This is a genomic window from Desnuesiella massiliensis (assembly GCF_001403615.1).
Lineage (GTDB): Bacteria > Bacillota > Clostridia > Clostridiales > Clostridiaceae > Desnuesiella > Desnuesiella massiliensis.
Genome location: NZ_LN879456.1, coordinates 281,551 through 304,739 on the forward strand (window position 1 = coordinate 281,551; position 23,189 = coordinate 304,739).

21 protein-coding genes and 1 riboswitch are annotated in these 23,189 nt (G+C 31.5%); of the genes, 14 read left to right on the forward strand and 7 right to left on the reverse strand.

What is annotated here, in order from left to right; all coding sequences use genetic code 11:
• Positions 1 to 66 precede the first annotated feature (66 nt).
• Both BN2665_RS12035 and BN2665_RS12040 read right to left on the reverse strand, forming a co-directional pair.
• Positions 67 to 984: a pseudouridine-5'-phosphate glycosidase gene (locus tag BN2665_RS12035; protein ID WP_055667364.1), complete on the reverse strand. Its 918-nt coding sequence runs from the start codon at positions 982 to 984 to the stop codon at positions 67 to 69.
• Positions 978 to 2,072 (reverse strand): PfkB family carbohydrate kinase, encoded by a 1,095-nt coding sequence (locus BN2665_RS12040; RefSeq protein ID WP_055667365.1) that lies wholly within the window; start codon positions 2,070 to 2,072, stop codon positions 978 to 980. Before BN2665_RS12040 ends, BN2665_RS12035 begins: the two co-directional genes overlap by 7 nt.
• Positions 2,073 to 2,347: 275 nt before the next feature.
• On the opposite strand from BN2665_RS12040, the gene BN2665_RS12045 reads away from it, so the two are divergent.
• Entirely contained in the window at positions 2,348 to 3,247 is a 900-nt protein-coding gene (locus BN2665_RS12045) for a DMT family transporter (RefSeq protein ID WP_055667366.1), read from the forward strand.
• Positions 3,248 to 3,345: 98 nt separating this feature from the next.
• Positions 3,346 to 4,473, forward strand: a complete 1,128-nt coding sequence (locus BN2665_RS12050) for an aminopeptidase (RefSeq protein WP_055667367.1) — start codon at positions 3,346 to 3,348, stop codon at positions 4,471 to 4,473.
• A gap of 61 nt (positions 4,474 to 4,534) precedes the next feature.
• Here BN2665_RS12050 and BN2665_RS12055 read toward each other — a convergent pair whose 3' ends face one another.
• Positions 4,535 to 5,812 carry a D-alanyl-D-alanine carboxypeptidase family protein gene (locus BN2665_RS12055; RefSeq protein ID WP_055667368.1) on the reverse strand — a complete coding sequence of 426 codons (1,278 nt, stop codon included), beginning with the start codon at positions 5,810 to 5,812 and terminating at the stop codon, positions 4,535 to 4,537.
• 123 nt (positions 5,813 to 5,935) lie between these two features.
• Here BN2665_RS12055 and BN2665_RS12060 point away from each other — a divergent pair, with 123 nt between their 5' ends.
• Both BN2665_RS12060 and BN2665_RS12065 read left to right on the forward strand, forming a co-directional pair.
• Positions 5,936 to 6,556, forward strand: a complete 621-nt coding sequence (locus BN2665_RS12060; RefSeq protein ID WP_242865945.1) for an NUDIX hydrolase — start codon at positions 5,936 to 5,938, stop codon at positions 6,554 to 6,556.
• A 79-nt stretch (positions 6,557 to 6,635) separates the two neighbouring features.
• Complete coding sequence (locus BN2665_RS12065; protein ID WP_055667370.1) at positions 6,636 to 7,799, forward strand: iron-containing alcohol dehydrogenase; 1,164 nt, start codon at positions 6,636 to 6,638, stop codon at positions 7,797 to 7,799.
• Positions 7,800 to 7,877: 78 nt separating this feature from the next.
• On the opposite strand, the gene BN2665_RS12070 is transcribed toward BN2665_RS12065, so the two are convergent.
• A complete protein-coding gene (locus BN2665_RS12070; protein ID WP_055667371.1) occupies positions 7,878 to 8,222 on the reverse strand; it encodes a hypothetical protein in 345 nt (114 codons plus the stop codon).
• Positions 8,223 to 8,360: 138 nt separating this feature from the next.
• Between BN2665_RS12070 and BN2665_RS12075 the strand changes: the two genes are divergently transcribed.
• The 8 genes from BN2665_RS12075 to BN2665_RS12110 all read left to right on the forward strand — a co-directional run bounded on the left by BN2665_RS12075 (position 8,361) and on the right by BN2665_RS12110 (position 18,733).
• Complete coding sequence (locus BN2665_RS12075; RefSeq protein WP_055667372.1) at positions 8,361 to 9,002, forward strand: lactate utilization protein; 642 nt, start codon at positions 8,361 to 8,363, stop codon at positions 9,000 to 9,002.
• Positions 9,003 to 9,065: 63 nt separating this feature from the next.
• Positions 9,066 to 9,240: riboswitch (cobalamin riboswitch) on the forward strand.
• A 126-nt stretch (positions 9,241 to 9,366) separates the two neighbouring features.
• Complete coding sequence (locus BN2665_RS12080) at positions 9,367 to 10,233, forward strand: energy-coupling factor transporter transmembrane component T (RefSeq protein WP_055667373.1); 867 nt, start codon at positions 9,367 to 9,369, stop codon at positions 10,231 to 10,233.
• Between the two features lie 18 nt (positions 10,234 to 10,251).
• A complete protein-coding gene (locus tag BN2665_RS12085; protein ID WP_055667374.1) occupies positions 10,252 to 11,907 on the forward strand; it encodes an ABC transporter ATP-binding protein in 1,656 nt (551 codons plus the stop codon).
• 12 nt (positions 11,908 to 11,919) lie between these two features.
• Entirely contained in the window at positions 11,920 to 12,606 is a 687-nt protein-coding gene (locus tag BN2665_RS12090) for an ECF transporter S component (protein WP_055667375.1), read from the forward strand.
• A gap of 12 nt (positions 12,607 to 12,618) precedes the next feature.
• Positions 12,619 to 14,430, forward strand: a complete 1,812-nt coding sequence (locus BN2665_RS12095; protein ID WP_055667376.1) for a DUF4430 domain-containing protein — start codon at positions 12,619 to 12,621, stop codon at positions 14,428 to 14,430.
• Between the two features lie 17 nt (positions 14,431 to 14,447).
• Complete coding sequence (locus tag BN2665_RS12100) at positions 14,448 to 15,104, forward strand: DUF4430 domain-containing protein (protein WP_055667377.1); 657 nt, start codon at positions 14,448 to 14,450, stop codon at positions 15,102 to 15,104.
• A 120-nt stretch (positions 15,105 to 15,224) separates the two neighbouring features.
• A complete protein-coding gene (locus BN2665_RS12105) occupies positions 15,225 to 16,922 on the forward strand; it encodes a M3 family oligoendopeptidase (protein ID WP_055667378.1) in 1,698 nt (565 codons plus the stop codon).
• 116 nt (positions 16,923 to 17,038) lie between these two features.
• A complete protein-coding gene (locus BN2665_RS12110) occupies positions 17,039 to 18,733 on the forward strand; it encodes a M3 family oligoendopeptidase (RefSeq protein ID WP_055667379.1) in 1,695 nt (564 codons plus the stop codon).
• A gap of 117 nt (positions 18,734 to 18,850) precedes the next feature.
• Here the strand turns inward: BN2665_RS12110 and BN2665_RS12115 are convergent, their stop codons facing one another.
• Positions 18,851 to 19,024, reverse strand: coding sequence for a hypothetical protein (locus tag BN2665_RS12115; RefSeq protein ID WP_055667380.1), 174 nt, complete (start codon positions 19,022 to 19,024; stop codon positions 18,851 to 18,853).
• A complete protein-coding gene (locus BN2665_RS12120) occupies positions 19,024 to 19,992 on the reverse strand; it encodes a YbgA family protein (protein ID WP_055667381.1) in 969 nt (322 codons plus the stop codon). Before BN2665_RS12120 ends, BN2665_RS12115 begins: the two co-directional genes overlap by 1 nt.
• A 180-nt stretch (positions 19,993 to 20,172) precedes the next feature.
• On the opposite strand from BN2665_RS12120, the gene BN2665_RS12125 reads away from it, so the two are divergent.
• Positions 20,173 to 20,982 carry a polysaccharide deacetylase family protein gene (locus BN2665_RS12125; RefSeq protein ID WP_082435900.1) on the forward strand — a complete coding sequence of 270 codons (810 nt, stop codon included), beginning with the start codon at positions 20,173 to 20,175 and terminating at the stop codon, positions 20,980 to 20,982.
• 163 nt (positions 20,983 to 21,145) lie between these two features.
• Complete coding sequence (locus BN2665_RS12130; RefSeq protein ID WP_055667382.1) at positions 21,146 to 22,252, forward strand: IS4 family transposase; 1,107 nt, start codon at positions 21,146 to 21,148, stop codon at positions 22,250 to 22,252.
• A 201-nt stretch (positions 22,253 to 22,453) separates the two neighbouring features.
• On the opposite strand, the gene BN2665_RS12135 is transcribed toward BN2665_RS12130, so the two are convergent.
• Entirely contained in the window at positions 22,454 to 23,179 is a 726-nt protein-coding gene (locus BN2665_RS12135) for a type 1 glutamine amidotransferase (protein WP_055667383.1), read from the reverse strand.
• Between the last annotated feature and the right edge of the window lie 10 nt (positions 23,180 to 23,189).

Genomic DNA, 23,189 nt, shown 5'->3' on the forward strand with positions numbered 1-23,189 from the left:
AAAGTGGAATTATGATATAACAAAAAAGCATTGCGAATTAAAATTTTTCGCAATGCTTTGTTATCTTTATTTTAATTTTGAAAGTTCTAGAGCTAAATCAGCACCTAGGCTAGCATTATTGTAAACCAATTGAATGTTTGCTTCTAAGCTTGCACCACCAGTTATTTCTTTTACCTTTGCTAGTAGGAAAGGCGTACTTTCTTTTCCTTTTATGCCTTTTTCGTCAGCTTCTTTTACTGCATCTTCAATAGCCTTATTTATAGTATCATAATCCATTTGATATTGCTCAGGAATTGGATTAGTTACTAATAAACCACCTTTAAGTCCAAGATCCCATTTAGCTTTTATTGCAGCTGCTATTTCCTCAGCAGAATCTACCTTGTAATCTACTTTAAAACCGCTTTTTCTTGTATAGAAGGCTGGTAATTCTTCAGTTTTAAAGCCTACTACTGGAACACCCTGAGTTTCTAGATATTCTAAAGTAAGACCTATATCTAATATAGACTTAGCTCCTGCACATACTACAGCTACATTGGTTTGAGCTAATTCTTGTAAATCCGCGGAGATATCAAAGGTTTCTGCAGCACCTCTATGAACCCCTCCTATACCTCCAGTAGCAAAGACTTTTATACCGGCTAGGGCAGCTATTATCATGGTTGAAGCCACTGTAGTAGCACCATCTAACTTATTTGCTGCAATAAAGGGTATATCTCTTCTGCTGGTTTTAATAATATTTTTAGTTTTTCCTAGATATTCTATTTCCTCTGCTGTAAGACCTACTTTTAAAACTCCATTTAAAATTGCAATGGTAGCAGGCACTGCTCCTTTGCTTCTAATAATATTTTCAACATTTCTTGCCATTTCCACATTTTTAGGATAAGGCATTCCATGAGATATTATGGTAGATTCTAAAGCTACTACCGCCTTTCCAGATTCTAAAGCTTCCTTAACTTCTGGGTTAATATCTAAGTATTTTTCTAACATAATCCTAATTCCTCCATTTTATTATTAATATTATTAACTGACATATTTGGATTTATGGTATTTTCATGGGATAGAGCTAAAATAGCTGCGGTCATTGCTGTCTTTGCAGTGGTTTCTATATCAAATTCGTTGTAATAACTGTAAGCAAGACCAGCCACAAAAGCATCTCCTGCTCCCGTAGCATTTACTACTTTCACAGAGGGGTTATTTATAAAACTTGAGATATCTTCATTAGCATAAAACAATCCTTTTTCTCCTAGGCTAATGAATACTTGTTTCACACCCTTATTTATAAAGAATTCCGCTGCTTTTTTAAAATCTTTTTCAGAATTTATTTCTATGCCTGACAGCATTTCGGCCTCATACTTGTTTGGTTTAATAGTATGGAAGTAATGAACTAAATCCTTTATTTTTTTTGCTTTTGTGGTAGATACAGTATCTAGAAAAAAAACGGTATCTTTGTGATTGTTTACTGTATATTCTATTACTTCTTTTGGTATATTGGTGTCTAATATACATAGCTTGGAGTTATCAATGACATGCTTTTTAGATTTTATAAAATCCACAGTTAGTTTATCATAAATATCCATATGCGATATGGCTACCTGCATATCACCTTTGTCATCTAGTATAGAAAGGTAGGTAGAGGTTGGATAACCCTGAAGTATTAAGCTATGCTCCATATTCATACCTAATTTTCTACTCTCTTCTAGTATTTTGTTGCCATATACATCATCACCTATAACCGTAATTAAATTTGTATTTATCCCAAGTTTAGTAAGGTTTTCGCCTATATTTCGCCCTACACCTCCTAAAGAGACTTTAACTTCTCCAGGATTGGAATCCTTTAAAATTAGATTTGATTTTGGAAATCCTTGAATATCCATGTTTGTTCCACCTAAGATGCAAACATAAGATTCTTCTTTCACAATATATCCTTTGCCTAGGATGTAGCCTTTTTTTAATAGGTTTGTAATATGAACTGCTACAGAGGAGCGGGTTATTCCAAGGCTATCAGCTAATTCATTTTGTGAAATCATGGGATTTGATTTTATAATCTCTAATATTTCTTTTTCTCTGCTTGTCATAATATACTCCTTAATATTTGCTTATTAAATAAACATTAGCTTACTAAAATGTTATCATAGTTATAAGAAATTTTCAATAGTATTTTTTAGGATTTTAAATTAAATTTACAGGCTATTTTTCCGTGGTACCTTGGCTGGTTATTTTTCTCAGGATACCTTATAATATATAAGTAGTATTTGGGGAGGGGAATTATGAAAAAGTATTATCTGTTGTCATTATTATTCCCTAAATATATAAAAGTACTAGACAATATGAGGTAATGTAGGAGGAGAAGATGAAAAATAAAAGAACAGCGCATTTACTAGCGATTTTGCTTATGTTTATATGGGGAGTATCTTATTTAAGTATAAAAGTGGTAGTTGAAGAGGTAGAGCCAACCTTAACCGCATTTTACAGATTCTTTATAGCCTCTATAGTTTTATTCTTTTTAATGAAAACTAAATATCCCCAAGAGAAGGTGCTTAAGGAAGATAAATTAAGAATGGCTTTAGGAGGGTTTTTTGGAGTAGCCTTATATTTCTTTTTTGAGAATTATTCAGTAGCCTTTACTTCAGCTTCTAATGTATCAATACTAATATCTTCTATACCAGTATTTACATTGATCTCTCAAAGGATTGTATTTAAAGAAAAGTTTACTCTATTTAAAACTCTTGGAGCTCTGCTTAGCTTTACTGGAATTATAATAGTTGTACTTTCCAAAGATAGAATAAGTCTGTTTTCTTCAGGGACTATAGGAGATCTAATGGCATTAGGAGCAGCTTTAAGCTGGGTAATTTACAATATTATCACAAGTAAGTTTAAAGGAGAATATAAAAGTATAACCATAACGGCTTATCAAGCTATGTGGGGAACTTTATTTTTAAGTCCTTCTATTTTCTTCAGTAAACTTAAAGTCCCATCTTTGCCAGCGGCCTTAAATATACTATACCTTTCTTTACTCTGTTCTTTTATTGCTTATATCTTATATATTTATTGTTTAAAGAATCTAGGGGCTACGGTGATTACTACTTATATTAATTTACAGCCTATTATAAGCCTTACTGCAGCAGCATTAATTTTAAAAGAAAATGTAACTCTTTGGCAGGTTATTGGCAGCTTAGTAATAATAGCTGGTGTATTTCTTGTAAATATGGATGGAAAGTTTAATAAAGAAGTTTTTCAAGAAAAAATTTAATATTTTATAGTAAGTATTAAAAAGATTTCTTATGTTATTGTATAGTTGTTTGAAAATTGATAAAATTAAGAAGATTAAATAGGAAGGTGGGAGAAAATATGGCAGACCAAAGACTAAATAAACTTGCGAAGCTGTTGGTTAATTATTCAACAGAAGTAAAGCCAGGAGATTTTGTGTTTGTAATGGGAGATGAAGTAACAACTCCTTGGGCTATTGAGGTAGTAAAAGAAGCCATAAAAGCAGGAGGGCACGTAGAAACATTACTAAACTCTAGTGAAATTAATGAAATTAAGCTTAAGTATAGTTCTCCAGAACAATTACAGGAGGAAAATTTTATTTTAAAAACCACCCTTGAAAAGTCAGATGTTTGGATAACTGCTTGGGGAAACAGGAACACAAAAGTAAATTCTAATATACCAGTAGAAAAATTACAGTATTCTGCTAAAGGAGCAGCTAGCTGGAGAAAAATATACTCAGAAAAGATGGGTAATGGTACTCTTAGATGGTGCGGCACTCAATTTCCAACTTATGCAGATGCTCAAGAAGCTTCCATGAGTTTATCTGACTATGAAGAATTTGTATATGAGGCAGGGCTTTTAGACAAGGAAGATCCAGTATCTGAATGGAAAAAGATAAGTAAAGAGCAAGAGAGATGGGTAAAATATTTAGATACCAAAAAAGAGCTTCATATAATATCTGAAGGTACAGATATTAAAGTTAATATAGAAAAAAGAAAGTGGATTAATTGTGACGGTAAGGAAAACTTTCCAGACGGAGAGATATTTACATCCCCTGTAGAAGATGGAGTAAATGGATATATTACCTTTAGTTTTCCGGGAATATATATGGGTAAAGAAATAGAGGGAATAAGATTAGAAATAGAAAATGGAAAGGTAATCAGAAGTGAAGCTAAAAAAGGGGAAGAACTTTTAAAAGCGATATTGAATACTGATGAAGGAGCCTCAACCTTTGGAGAAGTAGCTATAGGTACAAATTATGGAATCAAAAAATTTACGAAGAATATGCTATTCGATGAAAAGATAGGAGGCACCATCCATATGGCCATAGGAGATTCTATGCCAGAAGCAGGTGGAAAAAATAGGTCCTCAATCCACTGGGATATGCTTTGCGATATGAGAAATGGTGGTAAAATCTATGCTGATGGTGAATTATTCTATGAGAATGGTAATTTTATAAATGAAATTTTAGAAAAGTATAATTTATAAATTATATAAAATCCCCTTAGTCATAGGAAGTTTAATGACTGAAGGGGATTTTTTAACATGACTAATATCTTCTACGTCTTCTTCTTCTACTCATTGTGCTTATCTTTGCTATTAATAAAGCTAAAACTATTAAAACTATAATTGCACCTAAAGAGGAAACAATATATACAAGTCTATTAGCTTTAATAATTTCCTTAGAGGAGATCTCAGAGTAAAGGTCAGCTTTTTTTGTAGTATTTCTCTCTGAAACTACAAGGGTAGCAGCTTTTGCATCCTTAGTTAATTTCCATGGGTTGAGATTATTTAATTGTACATCCTTAGTAGTTTCTTTTTTATTTATTTCGTTGTCATAATATACCATATCTTCTTTAAGCACTAAAGGAACTTCAATAGTTTTAGTAGGCCCAAAGAATCTGAATAATTTATATTCTAGAGGAACAGTTTTTATAGCAGTATCTTTTTTAAATAGAGTAGTTGGTTTAGCTTCAAAACTCCAGTTAACAAGCTTTTCCATATCATTAAATACAAAGGTGTCATCCTTGTCATAAACTGATTTTAGCACAACACCTATAATAGTTCTTCCATCTCTTTCATAAACTGATGTCAGGCACTTTCCTGCGGGGGTTGTAGAACCTGTTTTTCCGCCTATATTACCATCCTTACCTAAAAGCTTATTTCTATTTTCAACGATAATCACAGTACCGGCAGAGGTTCTTATGGAATCTTTTTTTATTCCAATAGTTTCTTTAACCCAAGGATTTTCATAAGCAGCCTTTTGTATAAGAGCTAAATCGTAGGCTGTGGTATAATGATTATCATCATGAAGACCATTAGGGGTTACGAAATTTGTACCTTTTAAATTTAAAGCTTTTGCTTTTTCATTCATTAATTTTATAAATTCTGCAGAGTTATTTGCTACACTATCTGCTATCATATATGCAGAGTCATTAGCAGAAAAAAGCATTAATGCTTTCATTACATCTTGAGCACTCATGGTTTCGCCTATGGCTATAGGTTTAAAATTGGTATTAAGAGAATACTGGGGCTGCTTTTTTGCACTTTCTGTGTAGGGTATTACGTCCTCTTTTTTCTTATTTTCAGCAAAGAGTAGTGCAGTCATGAGTTTGGTGGTGCTAGCAGGATACATTTTTTGATCTATATTTTGAGCATATATTATTTCTCCGGTTTGTCCATCTATAGAAATAGCTGCCTTTCCACTAAGAGTTGGCGGTGCAGCCTCTGCTTTAGCATCTAGAGTTAACAGTGGATTTATAAAAGATAAGGTTAAGGTTAAAACTAAAGTTGATATAATTTTTCTCTTCAAAGTGCATCTCTCCATTTAATAAAATATTATTGAATGTTATACTTTAATAGAATTACAATGTATAGTATAACATTAATAAAGAGCTAGAACAACCTTTGTTATTATTTTTTAGTTATATTTAATTTTGAGGTGATGGAATTGGATTTAAATAACATAAAGAGAGTATTTTTAGGAAGAACTCCTGGTATAATAGGCAAATTTAGAAAAAGTGCTGTAATGATTTTATTAGAGAAGTGCCAGGAGGAAATTTATATTATTTTCGAGGTGAGAGCTAAAACTTTAAGGCATCAGCCAGGAGATATTTGCTTACCTGGGGGCAAAATGGAAGAAAATGAAACCTCAGAGGAAACTGCCGTTAGAGAAACCTTAGAGGAATTAAATCTAGTGAGAGAAGATATGGAATACATTGGTCCTATGGATTACTTTATAAGTCCTTATGGCTCTATAATGTATCCGCATATAGCCTTACTAAAGAAGAAAGATATAAAGCCTAATCCTTCAGAGGTAGACCATATATTTAAAGTGCCATTGACCTATTTTATGGAAGTAGAACCTAAATGTTATCCTATGAATATAGGTCCAAGATTTATGGAGGATTTTCCTTTTCATCTAATAAAGAAAGGGAAGGATTATAATTTTTCTAACGGAACTTTGAATCAATTTTTTTATGAGTATAACCAATACGTTATATGGGGATTTACGGCCTTGATAATAAAGTCCTTTATGGATATATTAAAAAATAAGGAGGTTGATATATAAATACCATATTGAAATCTTGGTAGCTATATGTTAAGTTTTACTATATTACTTAAAATTAATAATTTGAAAGGAGAAAAATATGAATAATTTCACTTATTATAATCCCACTAAGATGATTTTTGGTAAGGACACCATATCTCAAATTGGAAAACAGATAAAAGAGCAAGGTATTAATAAGGTGTTGTTATTGTATGGTAAGGGATCTGTTATTAAAAATGGAGTTTATGATAAAGTGGTGGAATCCTTAAAAAGCAGTGGAGTTCAGCATGTAGATTTTTCGGGAGTTAAACCTAATCCAGTTCTCTCAACGGTTAAAGAAGCCATAAAGGCTATGAAGGATAATTCTGTGGAAGCTATCTTAGCACTAGGTGGTGGAAGTGTTATTGATTCTGCTAAAGCTGCAGCAGCAGGATTTTACTATGAGGGTGATGTATGGGACCTATTTGAGAGAAAAGCTATGGTAAATAAGGCGCTACCTATATTCACTGTACTAACTATTTCTGCTACAGGATCAGAAATGAATTCTGGAGGAGTAATCACAAATGAAGCAGAAAATAAAAAATGGTCTTTCGGATCTCCTTTATTATATCCTAAGGTATCAATAATTGACCCTACTATACAATTTACATTACCTGAAAATCAAACTGTTAATGGTGCAGTAGATACTTTAAGCCATGTATTTGAACTATATTTTGATGGAACAAGAAATACGGATATGATGGATGAATTGTCAGAAGGCATAATTAGAACTATGATGAAGCATGTAAAGATTCTTTTAAAGGACAAAGAAAATTACGAATCTAGATGTGAGTTTACATGGAGCTCAACTTTAGCTTTAAATGGCATGAATGGTACAGGAAGAGTAGGAGATTGGTCAAGTCACCAGATAGAACATTCTTTAAGTGCTTTTTATGATATTTCTCATGGGGCAGGATTAGCCATAGTATTCCCAGCTTGGATGAAATATGTTCAGCATTGTCATGTGGAGAAGTTTGAAAGATTTGCAGAAAGAATTTTTGATATTAAAGAAGGAAGTCCAGAAGAAAAAGGTATTAAGGCTATTGAAAAGCTAAAAGAGTTTTATAAGGAGATTGGAGCGCCTATATCTTTAAAAGAAGTTGAAATTCCAAGAGAAGATTTAAATAAGCTAGCAGAAAATGCAGCACTATTATCTCCCATAGGAAGCATGAAAAAATTATATAAAGAAGATATTCTAAAAATATTAGAATTGTGTTATGAATAATAAAAACTTCTTAAGGAGCTTTTAGGTAATGAAAAAATAACTAGCCAGGTTACTCGTATTTCTGACTAGTTATTTTTCTTAAGATGCTTTATGTTTTTTCGAACTAAAAATAAATGAGGAGATTATTATTGCAGCCAAGTAGATAAAAGGAATAAATATAGATATCAAGGTGGCGCTTATAAAAAATTTTAAATAAATAAAAGCGCCAATGGATACTATTGCCCAAAATAAAGAAACATAGGACATTTTATTGTTGGAATTTCTCCAACTATCTGGATCTTTCATATTTCCAACAATTTTACTTCTATTATCACTATGAGAAGAAGTTTTTATAACTATAAATTTGAAATAAATAAAAAATATTAAAGAAAGAACTCCCACAACTAAAAAGAAATAGGACATGGATATACTTGTTATTTGCATAATATCACCACCAATAAAAAGATTTTATGGTTATTAGTATATCCACATTGAAATATTATATAACTTGATATAAATAAAAATACTAGTTAAAATTATATTATAATGCATATAATACATTGATTGGATGGAGGAGATAAAATGGATGTTAATACTCTTCATAATGAACTAATAGCACAAAGAACTGTGGAAACCTTAAAGAGAAATGGATTTGAAGCACTATATTTTAATAGCAAGGAAGAAGCCAGTGATTATATACTTAATTTTGTAAAAGCTGGTGATAAAGTTGGTTTCGGCGGATCTATGACCATAAAGGCTATGGATATGCAGAATAAGGTTAAGGAAAAAGGTGCTGTAGTTTTAGATCATGGAGATGCAAATTTAAATGCTGATGAAAAGCTAGAGGTGATGAGAGCACAATTAACTAGTGATTTATTTTTATGCAGCACTAATGCAGTAACTATAGATGAAGGGTCATTGATAAATATAGATGGATCAGGAAATAGAGTAGCTGCTATGACCTTTGGTCCTAAGAGGGTTATAGTGGTAGTGGGCATAAATAAACTTTGCAAGAATGAAGACCAAGCCTTTGAAAGATTGAAGCAAATTGCCTGTCCTAAAAATAACATAAGATTAAACATGCCAAATCCTTGTACTAAAACAGGAATATGCATGGACTGCAAAGGTGAATCTAGGATTTGCAGGATATATTCTGTTTTCAAGAGAAGACCTATGAAAAATGATATGACAGTTTTAATTGTAGGAGAAACTTTAGGGTATTAGGTGTTATTTGGAATATAGTTTGATAAAACTTTAAGTTGAAAATAGTGATAAAAAGTGTTAACCTAAATCTAGAGAATTAAATAAATGAATTTTTATGAGGGAATGCGGTTCAAGGCCGCAGCAGCCCCCGCTACTGTAAGAGCTGACGAAGGATGCTTATAACCACTCAAATCTTTGGGGAAGGTTATCTAGAGGACGAAGCTCAAGCCAGGATATCTTATGAGAATTCTTATTTATGAAACTGCCTTCGGAGGGAAGGTAAAGGTTTAATGCAGAAAACTGCTTTTTAAAGAAAAATCTTTGCCAGACTTCGGTCTGGCTTTTGTTATTCTATAGAAAAGTTTTTTATAAGAAAGGTATTTTTATGAGAAATAGTTTTGAAGGGCTCCATATAGTACCAGCAATCTTTTTTATTATAAGTTTAGTAATAATGATATTATCTATAAATAATCTGGCAGTATTACTAGCTATATTTGTAGGGCTTGTTGAAATTTTCATATTGTGCAATAGCGTTAAAAATTTAAAAAATAGTATTAAGTTTTTTATTCCTTTAGCTATTATTACCACTATTATCAATATGATATTCTCTCAAATGGGAAGTACTATATTGTTTTTTATTGGAAGTAAAGCCTTTACTTTAGAGACACTAATTTATGCTCTTTTAATGAGTTTTAAGATTTTATTAATATTACTTTCTTTTCAAGTTTTTGATTTCATAATAGATTCGGATCAGGCGGTTTCTTTTTTTTCAAAAATAATGCCTAAAGCTACCTTGACCATATTAATTGCACTTAAACTCCTTCCAAACATGAAGAATAGAATAAAGGAATTGAAAGATGTTTATAGGGTGAGAGGGGTAAACTATGACGCTAAGGGAATTAAAGAGAATATAATAAATTCTGTGCCATTACTATCAATATTACTGGAAGATTCTTTAGAGGGTTCTTTTGACATAGCAGAGTCTGCTTATGTAAGAGGCTTTTTAAGTAATAAAAGAAGTATCTATGAAAAAACTACTTTTAAGTTAATAGATACATTTTTTATTATAAATATAATTACGGGATTAACATACTTTTTTATGAGCTATAATTCTATAACTACGGATAGTATAGCCTTAAATTATAAATTGGAAAGCTTAATGAATTTAAAAACTTTAATTTTCCTTATGCTGTTGGCTATAGAATTTATAATAATTTTTATGATATTAAGATGTAAAAGCAAAAGAGTATAAATAGGAAGGATTTTATCTATGGCATATATAAGTATTGAAGATTTGGATTATTACTATGCAAATAGCAATAAAAAATCCTTAGATAGTATTAATCTAAAGATAGAAAAAGGAGAACTTATATTTATATTAGGAAAGTCTGGTTCAGGGAAGTCTACCCTAGCTAGAGCACTAACAGGAGCTGTCCCTAATTTCTATGGTGGTAAAATCAAGGGAGATATAAAGATTAATAATAGAAGCCTTAAGGATCTAACTCATTACGAAAGAGCAAAGGAAACAACTATGGTGTTTCAAGATCCGGAAAAACAGCTTTTTATGAATAAAGTACATAGAGAGATAGCCTTTGGATTAGAAAACATTGGAATAGACTCAGAACATATAAAGAGAAGAGTATGGGAATCAATGCAGTTTTGTAATATATTAGATATTTGGTATAGAGATATAAATACCTTATCTGGCGGACAAAAGCAAAAGGTTGCTATTGCCTCGGCTTTAGCAGTACTCACTAATTGTATTGTATTAGATGAACCTCTTTCTCAGCTAGATCCTATTGTAGCAGAAGAAATTATTTCACTTATAAAAAAAGTAAACGAGGAGCTGGGGATTACTATAATTATTATTGAACAAAGGATAGATAAGTGGTTTGACTTTGCAGATAGAATAGTGATTATGGAAGAGGGAAGATTAGGTTTTGTAGGAACTCAAAAAGAACTTTTTGAAAAAAATCATGTTAGTTATTTTCCAAATTATTTAAAGGCCTATAAGGCCTTAGGCTGTGAAGTCTTTCCAGAGAACTTTAAAAAATGCAGAGGTATAATTTCAAGCTTAAATATTAAATCTAAAGCTTTTGAAGATAATGTCATAAAAAAAGAGAGCAATTTTTTTCATAGGTTAACTATGAAGGAAAGAAATAATGCTAAAAGCTTGCTTCAAATAGAGAAACTTAAGGTGAACTATGGTGATATTAAAGCTGTTGATCAATTGAGCTTTGTATTAGAAAAGAATGATTTTTGTTTCATACTAGGGGCCAATGGATCGGGAAAAAGCTCCTTATTTAAAGCTATAATGAACTTGGTACCTTTTGAAGGAACTATAAAATCTCCTTTAGGAAATCACAATGATTTAGCTACTTACGAAATTTCAAGGCATATTGGCTATGTATCACAAAATCCTAATGATTATATATCTAAGGATACAGTATATGATGAGCTTGTGTTTACTTTAAATAATCATGGTATGGAAGTGGAAGAGAATAGGGTTAACGCTATATTAAAAGAGCTAGGTATTGAACACTTAGCAAAGATGAATCCTAGAGATTTGAGTGGAGGAGAAAGACAAAGAGTTGCTATTGCCTCTATTTTAGTACTTAAGCCTGAGGTAATTCTACTAGATGAACCTACCAGAGGGTTAGATTGGCAAGCTAAAGTAAATTTAGGAAATATATTAAGAGAATTAAAACAAAGGGGAAAAACAATTCTAGTAATCACTCATGATGTGGATTTTGCTTCAGAGTATGGAAATAAAATAGTAATTATGATTAACGGTAGAATTGTATCAGAAGGGAGTCCTAGAGAGATTTTTTTAAACGGAATATATTATAAGTCCTCTGTAAGCAAGCTATTTTGGAACAAAGCCCCGTTTATTTCTCTTGAGGATTTAAAAAATATTGTTAATTAGGGAGAACATCCTATGAAAAAAATAATAGCTTTTATTTTAGTGTTCATGATGATTCTATTGATTTATATTAACTATTCATTAAAGGACTATGACAGGTTATCTTTGGTGATTACCTTATGCCTTCTATTTATGCTGTTTTTAAGTTATTTCTATTTTGAAAAAGGAGAAATGGGAACTAAGGAAATAGCTCTCATAGCTACCTTAAGTGCTTTTGCTGCAGCAGCTAGGGTGCCTTTTGCTGCTATACCAAATGTGCAGCCTACTACTTTTGTAGTAGCTTTAGCAGGTTATGTTTTTGGATGTTATGAGGGTTTTTTAGTAGGTGCTACCACCGCCTTCATATCTAATATATTCCTAGGCCAAGGACCTTGGACTCCATGGCAAATGCTAGGGTGGGGAGTAGTTGGCATTATATCTGGAGCTTTAAGAATAAGAAAAAAATTTCTTAAAGCTGAAACTTTTGCTTTAATATGCTTTGCTTACGGTTTTTTATTTGATTGGATAATGAACCTATGGCATATTATAGGCTTTGTAAGACCTATAAATTTAAAAACTATTGGAGCAGCTTATTTAACAGGTATAACCTTTGATATTCTTCATGCTACAGGTAATTTTATATTTGCTATGATATTTTATGAAAAATTTTTAAAGATATTTTTAAGATTTAAAAATAGGCTCAGTGTGACCTATTTAAAATAAGGGGGATTTATAATGAAAAATTTAAAAAAATTATGCTATAGTTTAATTCTAATATTTACATTTAATATTTTATTTTTATCACTATCTAATAAAATTGTACATGCTGACAATTTAAAAGAGGTATACATTAGGGTAGAAGGGTTAGATAAAACTCTAGTAGAGGGTAATGAAAAGGCTAATACAGCTTATGAAGCTTTAGAAAATATTTTAAAGAAAAATAGTATAAAATATAACTTTAAAGATAGCCAGTATGGTAAGTATATGGAAAGTATTGGTGGAATTAAAGGAGGAACCTTTGGAGGCTGGGATGGATGGCTATATTATATAAAGAATGCTGGTAATGTAGAAGCAGCTGCTACTTCCATTGACAACTATGTGTTAAAGCCAGGAGATAATATAATAGTTTACTATGGAAATTTTGATACTCCTTATGTAAATGATATAACCTTCGAGCCTAACATTGTAAAAGAAAATCAAAGTTTTAAGATGAAATTTAGCTTTAAAAGCTTTGATTTTACAGCAAATAAAGAAGTAATCTCTCCAATTAAAAATGCTATAGTAAATATAGATGAGAAGTCATATACCACTGATGATAAAGGTTACATTACTGTAGAAGCTCTAGGAAAAGGTGAACATACTTATAAGATCAGCGGTTATGAAAAAAGTAAAATTTCTAAGGTCATAATGGATAAAGGAACTTTTATCATAGATAACGAAAAGGCCCCAAGTATTTACTATAACGATAAGAAATATAATGAAAATAATAATTTAAATATAGTAAAGAACATTGGAAAAGAATTAGAGTCTACCTCTGCCTATGTGAAAAACAATATATCAGACCCTTGGGCTCAAGTATCTTTAAGTAAATTGGGGATTAAGGGTAAGGATGATTTTTTAGCAAAATGGATTACTGAACTAGATAATAAGTCAATGAAAGATCTATATGCCAGCGAATTAGTTACTAAGATTATGGGTTTAGTATCCTCAGGTTACTCCCCTTATAATTTTAAAGGAAATAATTTTGTAGAAGAATTGTTAAATAGGAATGTAGAAGATTTTTATTACAATGAGATCGTATTTACCTTATTTGTGTATAACTATGCTAATATACAAGGAGACTATAAGATAAGTGAGGCTAAGCTGGTAAACGAACTTTTGAAAAACAAGTTAAGCTATGAAGTAGAAGGAAAAAAGGTAGAAGGTTGGACTTGGTTTGGTGATAAGATAGACCCAGATATGACCGCAGCAGCTATCAATGCATTATCTCCTTATTATAATGGCAAAAAAGTTCAAGGCATAGATAACTCCAAAGTAAAAGAAGCTGTGGATTCTGCTGTAAAAACCTTATCCTTTATGCAAAGCGAAAATGGAGATATTCTAGGTCAATATGGACCTGCTAGTGAAACAGATGCTTTTGTAATTGTAGGATTAGTTTCTGTAGGTGTTGATCCGCAGGGAGATTTATTTACAAAAGCTAAAGGAGATTTGGTTTCTGCACTGTTATCTTATAAAGGAAACAGTGGAATGTTCAACCATGATAAAACCATATTAAATAATCCTATAGCTACAGAACAAGCTTTAAGAGCTTTAGTGTCATTAAAAGAATTTAAGAATACTGGAGCTTATAACTATTATGCTAGTAACATCGATGCTAAAGCCTTGCCAAATTATATTGTTGAAAATAAGGATAATAAAGAAGATAAAACTGAGCCTACTAAGATTCTGCCTGAAACAGGTTCAAATATAAATATGAATTCTTTAACAGGTGTAGCTATAATTTCTATAGTATTAGGTGCAGTTCTTTTACTTAAAAGAAATAAGTAGAACAGAGGTATTAAAGTATGAAAAAGAAAATTATATTAATAGCCTTTGTGCTATTAATATCTATGAGCTCTATTTTTATATTTAACAAAATTCAGCAAAAGAAGCTTTATGCTTCCAGTGGAGAAAGCATTTCTCAAGGTAATGAGGAAGATAAGAGCAAAAATAAAGAAGAAATGAAAGAAGAAAAATCTGGTGGTGAAACCTCGAAGGTAGAAGAGGTTAAAAAGGAGCCTGAGAAAGCAAAAGCTGATGATAACAAAGATAAAATTCAAAAGGAGACTTCTAAAGTAGAAAACAAAACTAGTACACCGCCCGAAAAAACTTCTAAGGATGAAAAAAAAGATAATGTTACCCCAGAAAAGAAAGAGGAGCCTAATATAATAGTAGTCAACCAAATAACAGGAGAGGTTTTAGCTTCTGGTTTTGTGAATATAGAGGGAATTACAGCAGAACAGGCTACCTTGCAGTTACTTCAATCTAAAAAAATATCTTATATGGCTAACTCAGGATATTTCTCTAGTATAGCTGGATTAAAGGAGAGGAGTGCTGGAAAGGCTAGTGGATGGTGTTATTATGTAAATGATAATAAACCAGGAGTAGGTGCGGCTAGCTATGTGCTAAAAAAGGGTGATAAATTAGCTTGGAAGTTTTTAAAGGATGGGGTAAATAATTAAATAATCTGTATTGCAACAAAGAGAAATCCATTGAACTTACTATATGATAATATATAATTAAGGTATAGCTTCAAAATTTTGTTTTGAAGCTATACTTTTATCATTTAAGGGGGTATTTATATGAAATTCAGTGAATTTAAATACGAGAGGCCTTGTATGGATCAATTAGAAAAGAAGTTTGATTTTTTATTTAATTCCTTTAATGAAGCAAATTCTTTTGAAGAACAAGATAAAATAATGAGAGAAATAAATAATTTGAGAAGAGAATTTGAAAGCATGGCAAATATTGTGTTCATAAGGCATACTATTGATACCAAAGATGAATTTTATGAAAAGGAACAGAATTATTTTAATGAAGCTATTGCATTATATCAAGGTCAGGTGTCTAGATACTATGAGATCCTCGCAAAATCAAAATTTAGAACGGAATTAGAAGCTAAATGGGGTCAGCAATTTTTTAATATAGCAGAACTAACGGTTAAAACTTTTTCAACAGAAATAGTAGAAGATCTTCAATTAGAAAATAAATTATCAAGTGAGTATACAAAGATCATTGCTTCGGCTAAGATCATGTTTGAAGGTGAAGAGAGAAATCTATCAGAATTAGCACCTTTCCAGTTATCTAAGGATAGAGAAATGAGAAAAAAAGCTCATGAAGCTAGATATAACTTCTTTAAAGATAAGGAAGGAGAATTTGATAAAATTTATGATGAGCTAGTAAAAGTGAGAACTAAAATTGCTAAAAAGTTAGGATTTAATAACTTTGTTAAACTAGGTTATGCCAGAATGTTAAGAACAGATTTTAATGCTGCTATGGTAACGAATTTTAGAAAGGCAGTATTAGACTATATAGTTCCTTTAGCCTCAAAGCTATATGAAGGTCAAAGGGAAAGACTTGAATTAAAGGAGCTTAAGTTCTACGATGAGAAATTGACTTTCTTAAGCGGAAATGCATCTCCAAAAGGTGATGTGCAGTGGATAATTGAAAATGGAAAGATAATGTATTCTGAGTTGTCAGAAGATACAAAAGAGTTCTTCAATTTTATGTTAGACAGTGAGCTCATGGATTTGGTTAGTAAGAAGGGGAAGGAAGATGGGGGATATTGTACCTATATAAGCAAGTATAAGGCACCTTTTATATTTTCTAATTTTAATGGAACTTCAGAAGATATAGATGTGTTAACGCATGAGGCAGGACATGCTTTTCAGGTTTATAGCAGTAGAGAATTTGAAATACCAGAATATAATTTTCCTACCTTCGAGTCTTCTGAAATACATTCTATGGCCATGGAGTTTTTTACTTGGCCATGGATGAATTTGTTTTTTAAAGAGGATACAAATAAATATAAGTTTGCCCACTTAACAGAGAATTTGCTTCTTATACCTTATCAAGTATTGGTGGATGAATTTCAGCACTTTGTATATGAAAATCCAGAGGCTACCTCAGAAGAAAGAAAGAGTAGATGGCGGGATTTGGAGAAGAAATATTTGCCTCATAGAGATTATGATGGCAATGATTATTTAGAAAGAGGCGGATATTGGCATCAACAGTCCCATATATTCTATACACCCTTTTATTATATTGACTACGCCTTAGCTCAGATATGTGCCTTTCAATTTTGGAAAAAGTCTATAGATAATAGAGAGGAGTCATGGAAAGATTATGTTAATCTATGCAAAGAAGGAGGGAGTAAATCCTTTCTAAAACTAATAGAAGTAGCAAACTTAGATTCTCCTTTCCAAGAAGAGAGCATAAAAACTATGATAAAATCCATAGAAAGCTGGCTCAATTATATGAAGGATAAGAATTTAAAATAATCTGTATTGTAACAATATAAAAGCCATTGAAGTTAAATTTTAAAGACTTATAATAAATTTATAGAAGGCTTCAGTGGGGAAGTTTGAAGCAATAATTTAAAAAAGGGGGCTACTAAATGAAATTTAACGAATTTAAATATGAAAGACCAGACATGGAAGCATTAGAAAAGAGTCTTAAGGGTTTAATTAAATCCTTTAACGAAGCAATATCTTTTGAAGAACAAGATAGGCTGATGAAAGAGATAAATACTTTAAGAAGCGACTTTGAAAGTATGGATAACATAGTTTCTATAAGACACACAGTTAATACTAGAGATGAATTTTATGAAAAAGAGCAAAATTACTTTGATGAAGTGACTCCACTATATCAAGGGATGCTGTCTGAATATTATGAATCTCTAGCAAAATCCAAATTCAGAAAAGAATTAGAGGTAAAATGGGGTAAGCAGCTTTTTGATATTGCTGAATTAACAGTTAAAACTTTTTCACCAGAAATAGTGGAGGATCTCCAATTAGAAAATAAATTATCCAGCGAATATAGAAAATTAATTGCTTCTGCAAAGATTATGTTTGAAGGAGAGGAAAGAAATCTATCAGGATTGGTACCTTTCCAATTGTCTAAAGATAGAGAAATGAGAAAGAAAGCTCATGAAGCTAGATATAATTTCTTTACAGAGAACGAAAAGGAATTTGACAGGATTTATGATGAGCTAGTAAAGGTAAGAACTAAAATTGCTAAAAAACTAGGATTTAATAACTTTGTTGAATTAGGATATGCTAGAATGTTAAGAACGGACTATAATGCCGTCATGGTAGCGAATTTTAGGAAGGCAGTATTATCCTATATTGTTCCTCTGTCTTCTAAATTATATGAGCGTCAAAGGGAAAGACTAGGATTAAATAGACTTAAATTCTATGATGAAAAACTAACTTTTTTAAATGGTAATGCTGTACCAAAGGGAAATCCGGAATGGATAGTAGAAAATGGACTAACTATGTACTCAGAGCTTTCTGAGGAAACAAAAGAATTCTTTAATTTCATGGTAGATAATGAATTAATGGACTTAGTTACTAAAAAAGGCAAGGCTGGAGGAGGCTACTGCACTTATATAAGCAAATATAGGTCGCCTTTTATATTCTCCAATTTTAATGGAACTTCTGGTGATATTGATGTATTGACTCATGAAGCGGGACACGCATTTCAGGTTTATAGCAGCAGAGGATATGAGGTGCCGGAGTATGAGTTCCCAACCTATGAAGCTTGTGAAATACATTCAATGAGTATGGAGTTTTTTACTTGGCCCTGGATGAACTTGTTTTTTAAAGAAGATACGAATAAGTATAAGTTTACTCATTTAACAGAGAGTCTAACTTTTATTCCTTATGGAGTGCTAGTAGATGAATTCCAGCATTTTGTATATGAAAATCCAGAGGCTACTCCAGATGAGAGAAAAAGTCAATGGAGAGAAATAGAAAAGAAATACTTGCCTCAGAGAGACTATGATGGGAATGATTATTTAGAAAGAGGAGGGTATTGGTATCAGCAGTCACATATATTCTCAACTCCTTTCTATTATATTGACTATACTTTAGCTCAGATATGTGCCTTCCAATTCTGGAAAAAATCTTTAGAAAACAGGGAGGATGCGTGGAAGGATTATGTAGCGTTATGTAAGGAAGGAGGAAGTAAATCCTTCCTAAAGTTAGTGAAGGTAGCCAATTTAGCCTCTCCTTTTGAGGAAGAAAGTATTAAATCTGTGATATCAGTAATAGAAAACTGGGTAAATAATATAAAGGATAAAGAGCTATAATTTAAATTAGTTATTTTAATTAATATAAATTTATTTAGCAGAATATTTATTAGCTTAAAGTTTTTTAAGATAAAAATAGAAGTAAGGGCGTAGGCTCTTACTTCTATTTTTATAAATTTATTTTTTAGGAGTAAAGCTTATACATCTCTCACTAGTGGATCTATAAACTATGGCAGATGGAAACTCAGCGCATTTAAAACCATAAGCCTTACAACCTTTAGGGAATTTACTATCCCAGGTTATGTAATAATGTTTACATTTAATACAATTAATATTTTCTCCGACCTTCATTAATGCGATACTCCTTTTCCAGAATCAGAGATATCCATTAATTCCTCAGGATAAGGCTCCAAAAAGCTTTGAGAAAGCAAGTAGTTTTCTTTAAATCTTATAGCTTGAGCTTTGATGACATTGGTTGGAACGCTTAAGGGAACTTTTCCTATCCTGTATTTTTCAATAAGTTCTAAGATAAAAGCCTTTTCTTCTTTTGATAACCCTTTGCTTAAATATCCAAAGGCATGCATGAGCATATTAATATTTGAAGTGTATCTTGGAGTTTTCGATAATACCTTTAGCAATTGCATTTCATAATCCTTTAACAATTCATTGATTTCCTTTTTGTCATGATTGGCTACTATATTGCCTAGCTTCTTAAGTTCTTTTTGGTTGTATGCCATAAAAAGAAGCTTATTATTACTGTGGAACCGGATTAAGTAGGTTATATTCCTAAGTGATTTTACATATCTAAAATGAGATAAGGTGAAAATTCTATTAAAAAAGTGTTCTCTGATATTAAAATTTTTTAACCGTCCTTCATCTTCAATAGGTATCCCATTATATAGCTTAATCACTTCGGAAGCAAATAGGCCATTACCTTTTGTGCTGATAGAGCCTTTTTTAATGGAAGTATATACTCTAACCTCTTTTAATCCGCAAGAAGGAGACTTACCTTTTAACAAAAAGCCATCAACTTCCCCCAAATTGCACAAATAATCCTTTGAAAAATTACTCATAGACTCAGTTAAATCTTCATCATTATTAGATTTTAGTAGCCTAATACCTTCTTCTATTTTAACTAAACGAAGGGTTTCCCTAGGGGTAGGAAGCCCTATAGCTTGTTCAGGACATGTTTCTACAATTTCTATATATGGTTCTAATTTATCGATTATCTTGTCTGGGGCCCCTATACCATTATATCTGCAGGGTATATTTAATAAGCATCTACTTATAAATAGTTTAGGCTTATGCCAGTCTTTCATAGGCTTTCTCTCCTCGTCTTAAAGCTAATATTTATTATGTTTCTTCCTTAGAGCATTTTTTATTCTTAATTTTATTGTAATTATGCTGAGAAAAATAATCAATCTATATATAAATTACCATACTTAAAAACTTTACAAATGGATATGCTAATATTAAATATAAGATAGAAGGTGATAAGTTTGAAGCATTTTTCCAAGATATGTATTGGTATAATTTTTTTTATTATTTCTGTTAATAAAATAGCTTTTTGCTGGGATATGTCTTATCACCCCAAACAAAAGGAATTGATAAGAGGAGGAGAAGTTTTAGATATTGCATCTAATAATTCTGCTCCAAGCCCCAAGGTGGTATTTTTAACCTTTGATGATGGACCCTCCTATAATAATACTCCTAAGGTGTTAAATATTTTAAATTCAAATAATGTGAAGGCTACCTTCTTTGTGATAGGGAGAAAAGCGGAGGTTAATAAGAAGCTTATAAATCAAATGGAGAATAGCGGTATGTGCATATTACCTCATACCTACAGTCACGATTATAAAAGAATATATAAAAGTGAAGAGGAATATTTTAAGGATTTAAATCAATGCATTTCTGTTATAAAGGATAATACCTCTATGAAAGCAATGAACTTCATAAGACTTCCGGGAGGGGCCGATAATGAGATGGGTAGTGCAAGTGTTTTAAATTCTATTAAGCAAAAGCTCCAATTGCAAGGAATACAGTATTTAGATTGGAATGTAAGCTCTATGGATGCCGGTAATTACCATATAAACGCTAAAGACATAAAAAAAACAGTAATAAATCAATGTAAATACTGGGATATACCTGTAATACTTATGCATGACTCAGAAACAAAAGGAAGTACAGTAGAAGCGCTGCAGGATATAATAACATACCTAAAAAATGAAGGGTATACCTTTAAAACCTTATCTGATATTTCAGAAGAAGAGTTATGCAGGTTAAAGAAATATAAAATACTTAATAAATAAAAATTGCGTGAATCGAAAAAAGCGACCTCCGTCTTCTACTGTTGCATTAAAGAAATAATTTTATATTGACACATTTTAATTGGTAGAAATTTAATAATGAAAGAGAAAACCTCCTTGTGGTTAAATGGAAGTGACAAGCAACCATTCACAAGGAGGTTTATTTATGTTATCTAATAAAAATAATAAACTAGTTTTTCATAAATTAATAGCGGAAATCGGTGGAAGTTTTGTTAAGCATACTATAAAAAAATACAATGGTGATTATAGAAGCCAGCATTTTGATACACGCTCTCATATAAACTCAATGATTTATTTAAATATACGTGGTTGCAAAAGTCTTAGAGAAGCTGAAAGTGAGATTTCTTCAAATAAAAAGCTTAAAAATCTTATTAATGTACCAAGTGTCTCCCAGTTTTCCAGGAAAAATTCTGCGAGAGATTATAGAATTTTTGAAGATATATTTTATCATTTGGTAGATAAGGCTAAAAGAAGACGCGGAGCCGTTAGGCTTATGAAGGACATTCCTCCTATCAAAATTATTGATTCATCAGTAATCTTAGTTGCTCTAAAGCTTGCTCCACATTTCCAAATGGACAATAGTAGAGCGGGTATAAAGATAAGCACTTTATTCAATGGTGAATTTCCAGAGAAAATTAACATAGTTAAAGGTAAGGTAAATGATAGAAAATGTATTGATGGCCTCTTTGAGCATAACAGCTGCATCTATGTTTTTGATAGAGGTTATTACGACTATAAATGGTACGATGAGCTTAGTAAGAAAGAAATAAAATTTGTTACAAGAGCTACTAAGCATTCCATAGTCATGGAGGAACGAATGATATCATCAGATCTTTCTAAAGATATATATGATACTGAAGTTATTATGGGTACAAGCTATTCTAAGAATCTTACTACTAAAAGTTATAGAGAAATCATGACTTTTAATGAAGAAGGAGAGGCAGTGACCTTTATAACTAATATTTTTGATTTACCAGCTTCAGACATAATAAAGATCTATAAGCATAGATGGGAAATAGAATTATTCTTCAAATGGATTAAGCAAAACCTTAAAATAAAAAAACTCATTGGCTACAATGAAAATGCTATAAAAATACAAGTATTTTCAGCACTCATTTCTTATATGCTTATATACTTATGCTGTGATACTACTGTTCTTAAGTACTCGATGCTTACCTTAACGCGTATTATAAGATCAAACTTACTCGAAGATTTTGATGAATATACAGTAGTATATTTCCGTACAGGTTAACGCTTAAAAAAATTCTTCTTTGGGGAGGGGGAATCTATATGCGTATATCTTGGTTGATTTTTCAATATAAACCACATATCATAATTAAAAAACAAAGGATGGAAAAATAACTTTCCATCCTTTGCTAATAAGCTGCTATCATGTTTTCAAAAATTGTCTTAATGCAACATTTAAAACCTCCGTCGCTTTTTTCTTATAAGGTTATTTTTCTTTCAACCTATTAACAATTACTTCCTTAGCTTTTTTTTCTAAAGTATCATCTAAAGAAGGTAATTTTATTTCAGAATATTTCAGTGTTAAAGCTTGAGATATAAGTCTGTCTGCTAATTCAGGATTTTTTGACAGTAAAGAACCGTGGAAATAGCTGCAATAAGTATTCTTATATATACAACCTTCGTAGCCATCTTCTCCATTATTTCCGTAACCATGAATGCATTTTCCAAGGGGCTTTAAGGTTCCTATATAAGTTCTGCCAGAGTGGTTTTCAAAGCCTACATAAGTTTCGTTGAACTCTTCATTATATATAACTGTATTTCCTATAAATCGAGTATCTCCACCCTCAGAATATATATCCAGGATATTTAGACCTTCTAACTTTTCCCCTGCAGGAGTGGTATAGTATTTTCCTAAAAGCTGATATCCACCACAAATTGCTAAAAATACTTTGTCAGACTCAATATATTTTTTTATGGACTCTCTTTTATACTGTGCCAAATCAGCAGAAACAATAGATTGTTCGTAGTCTTGTCCTCCGCCGAAAAATACTATATCATACAGAGTTTCATCAAAATACTCTCCAAGAGAAAGGTTATGAATGTTTACTTTTATGTCTCTTTTTTCACATCTATGCTTTAATACTAATATATTTCCTAGATCTCCATATACATTTAACAGATCAGGATATAAGTGACAAATATTTATTTCCATTAAAACAACT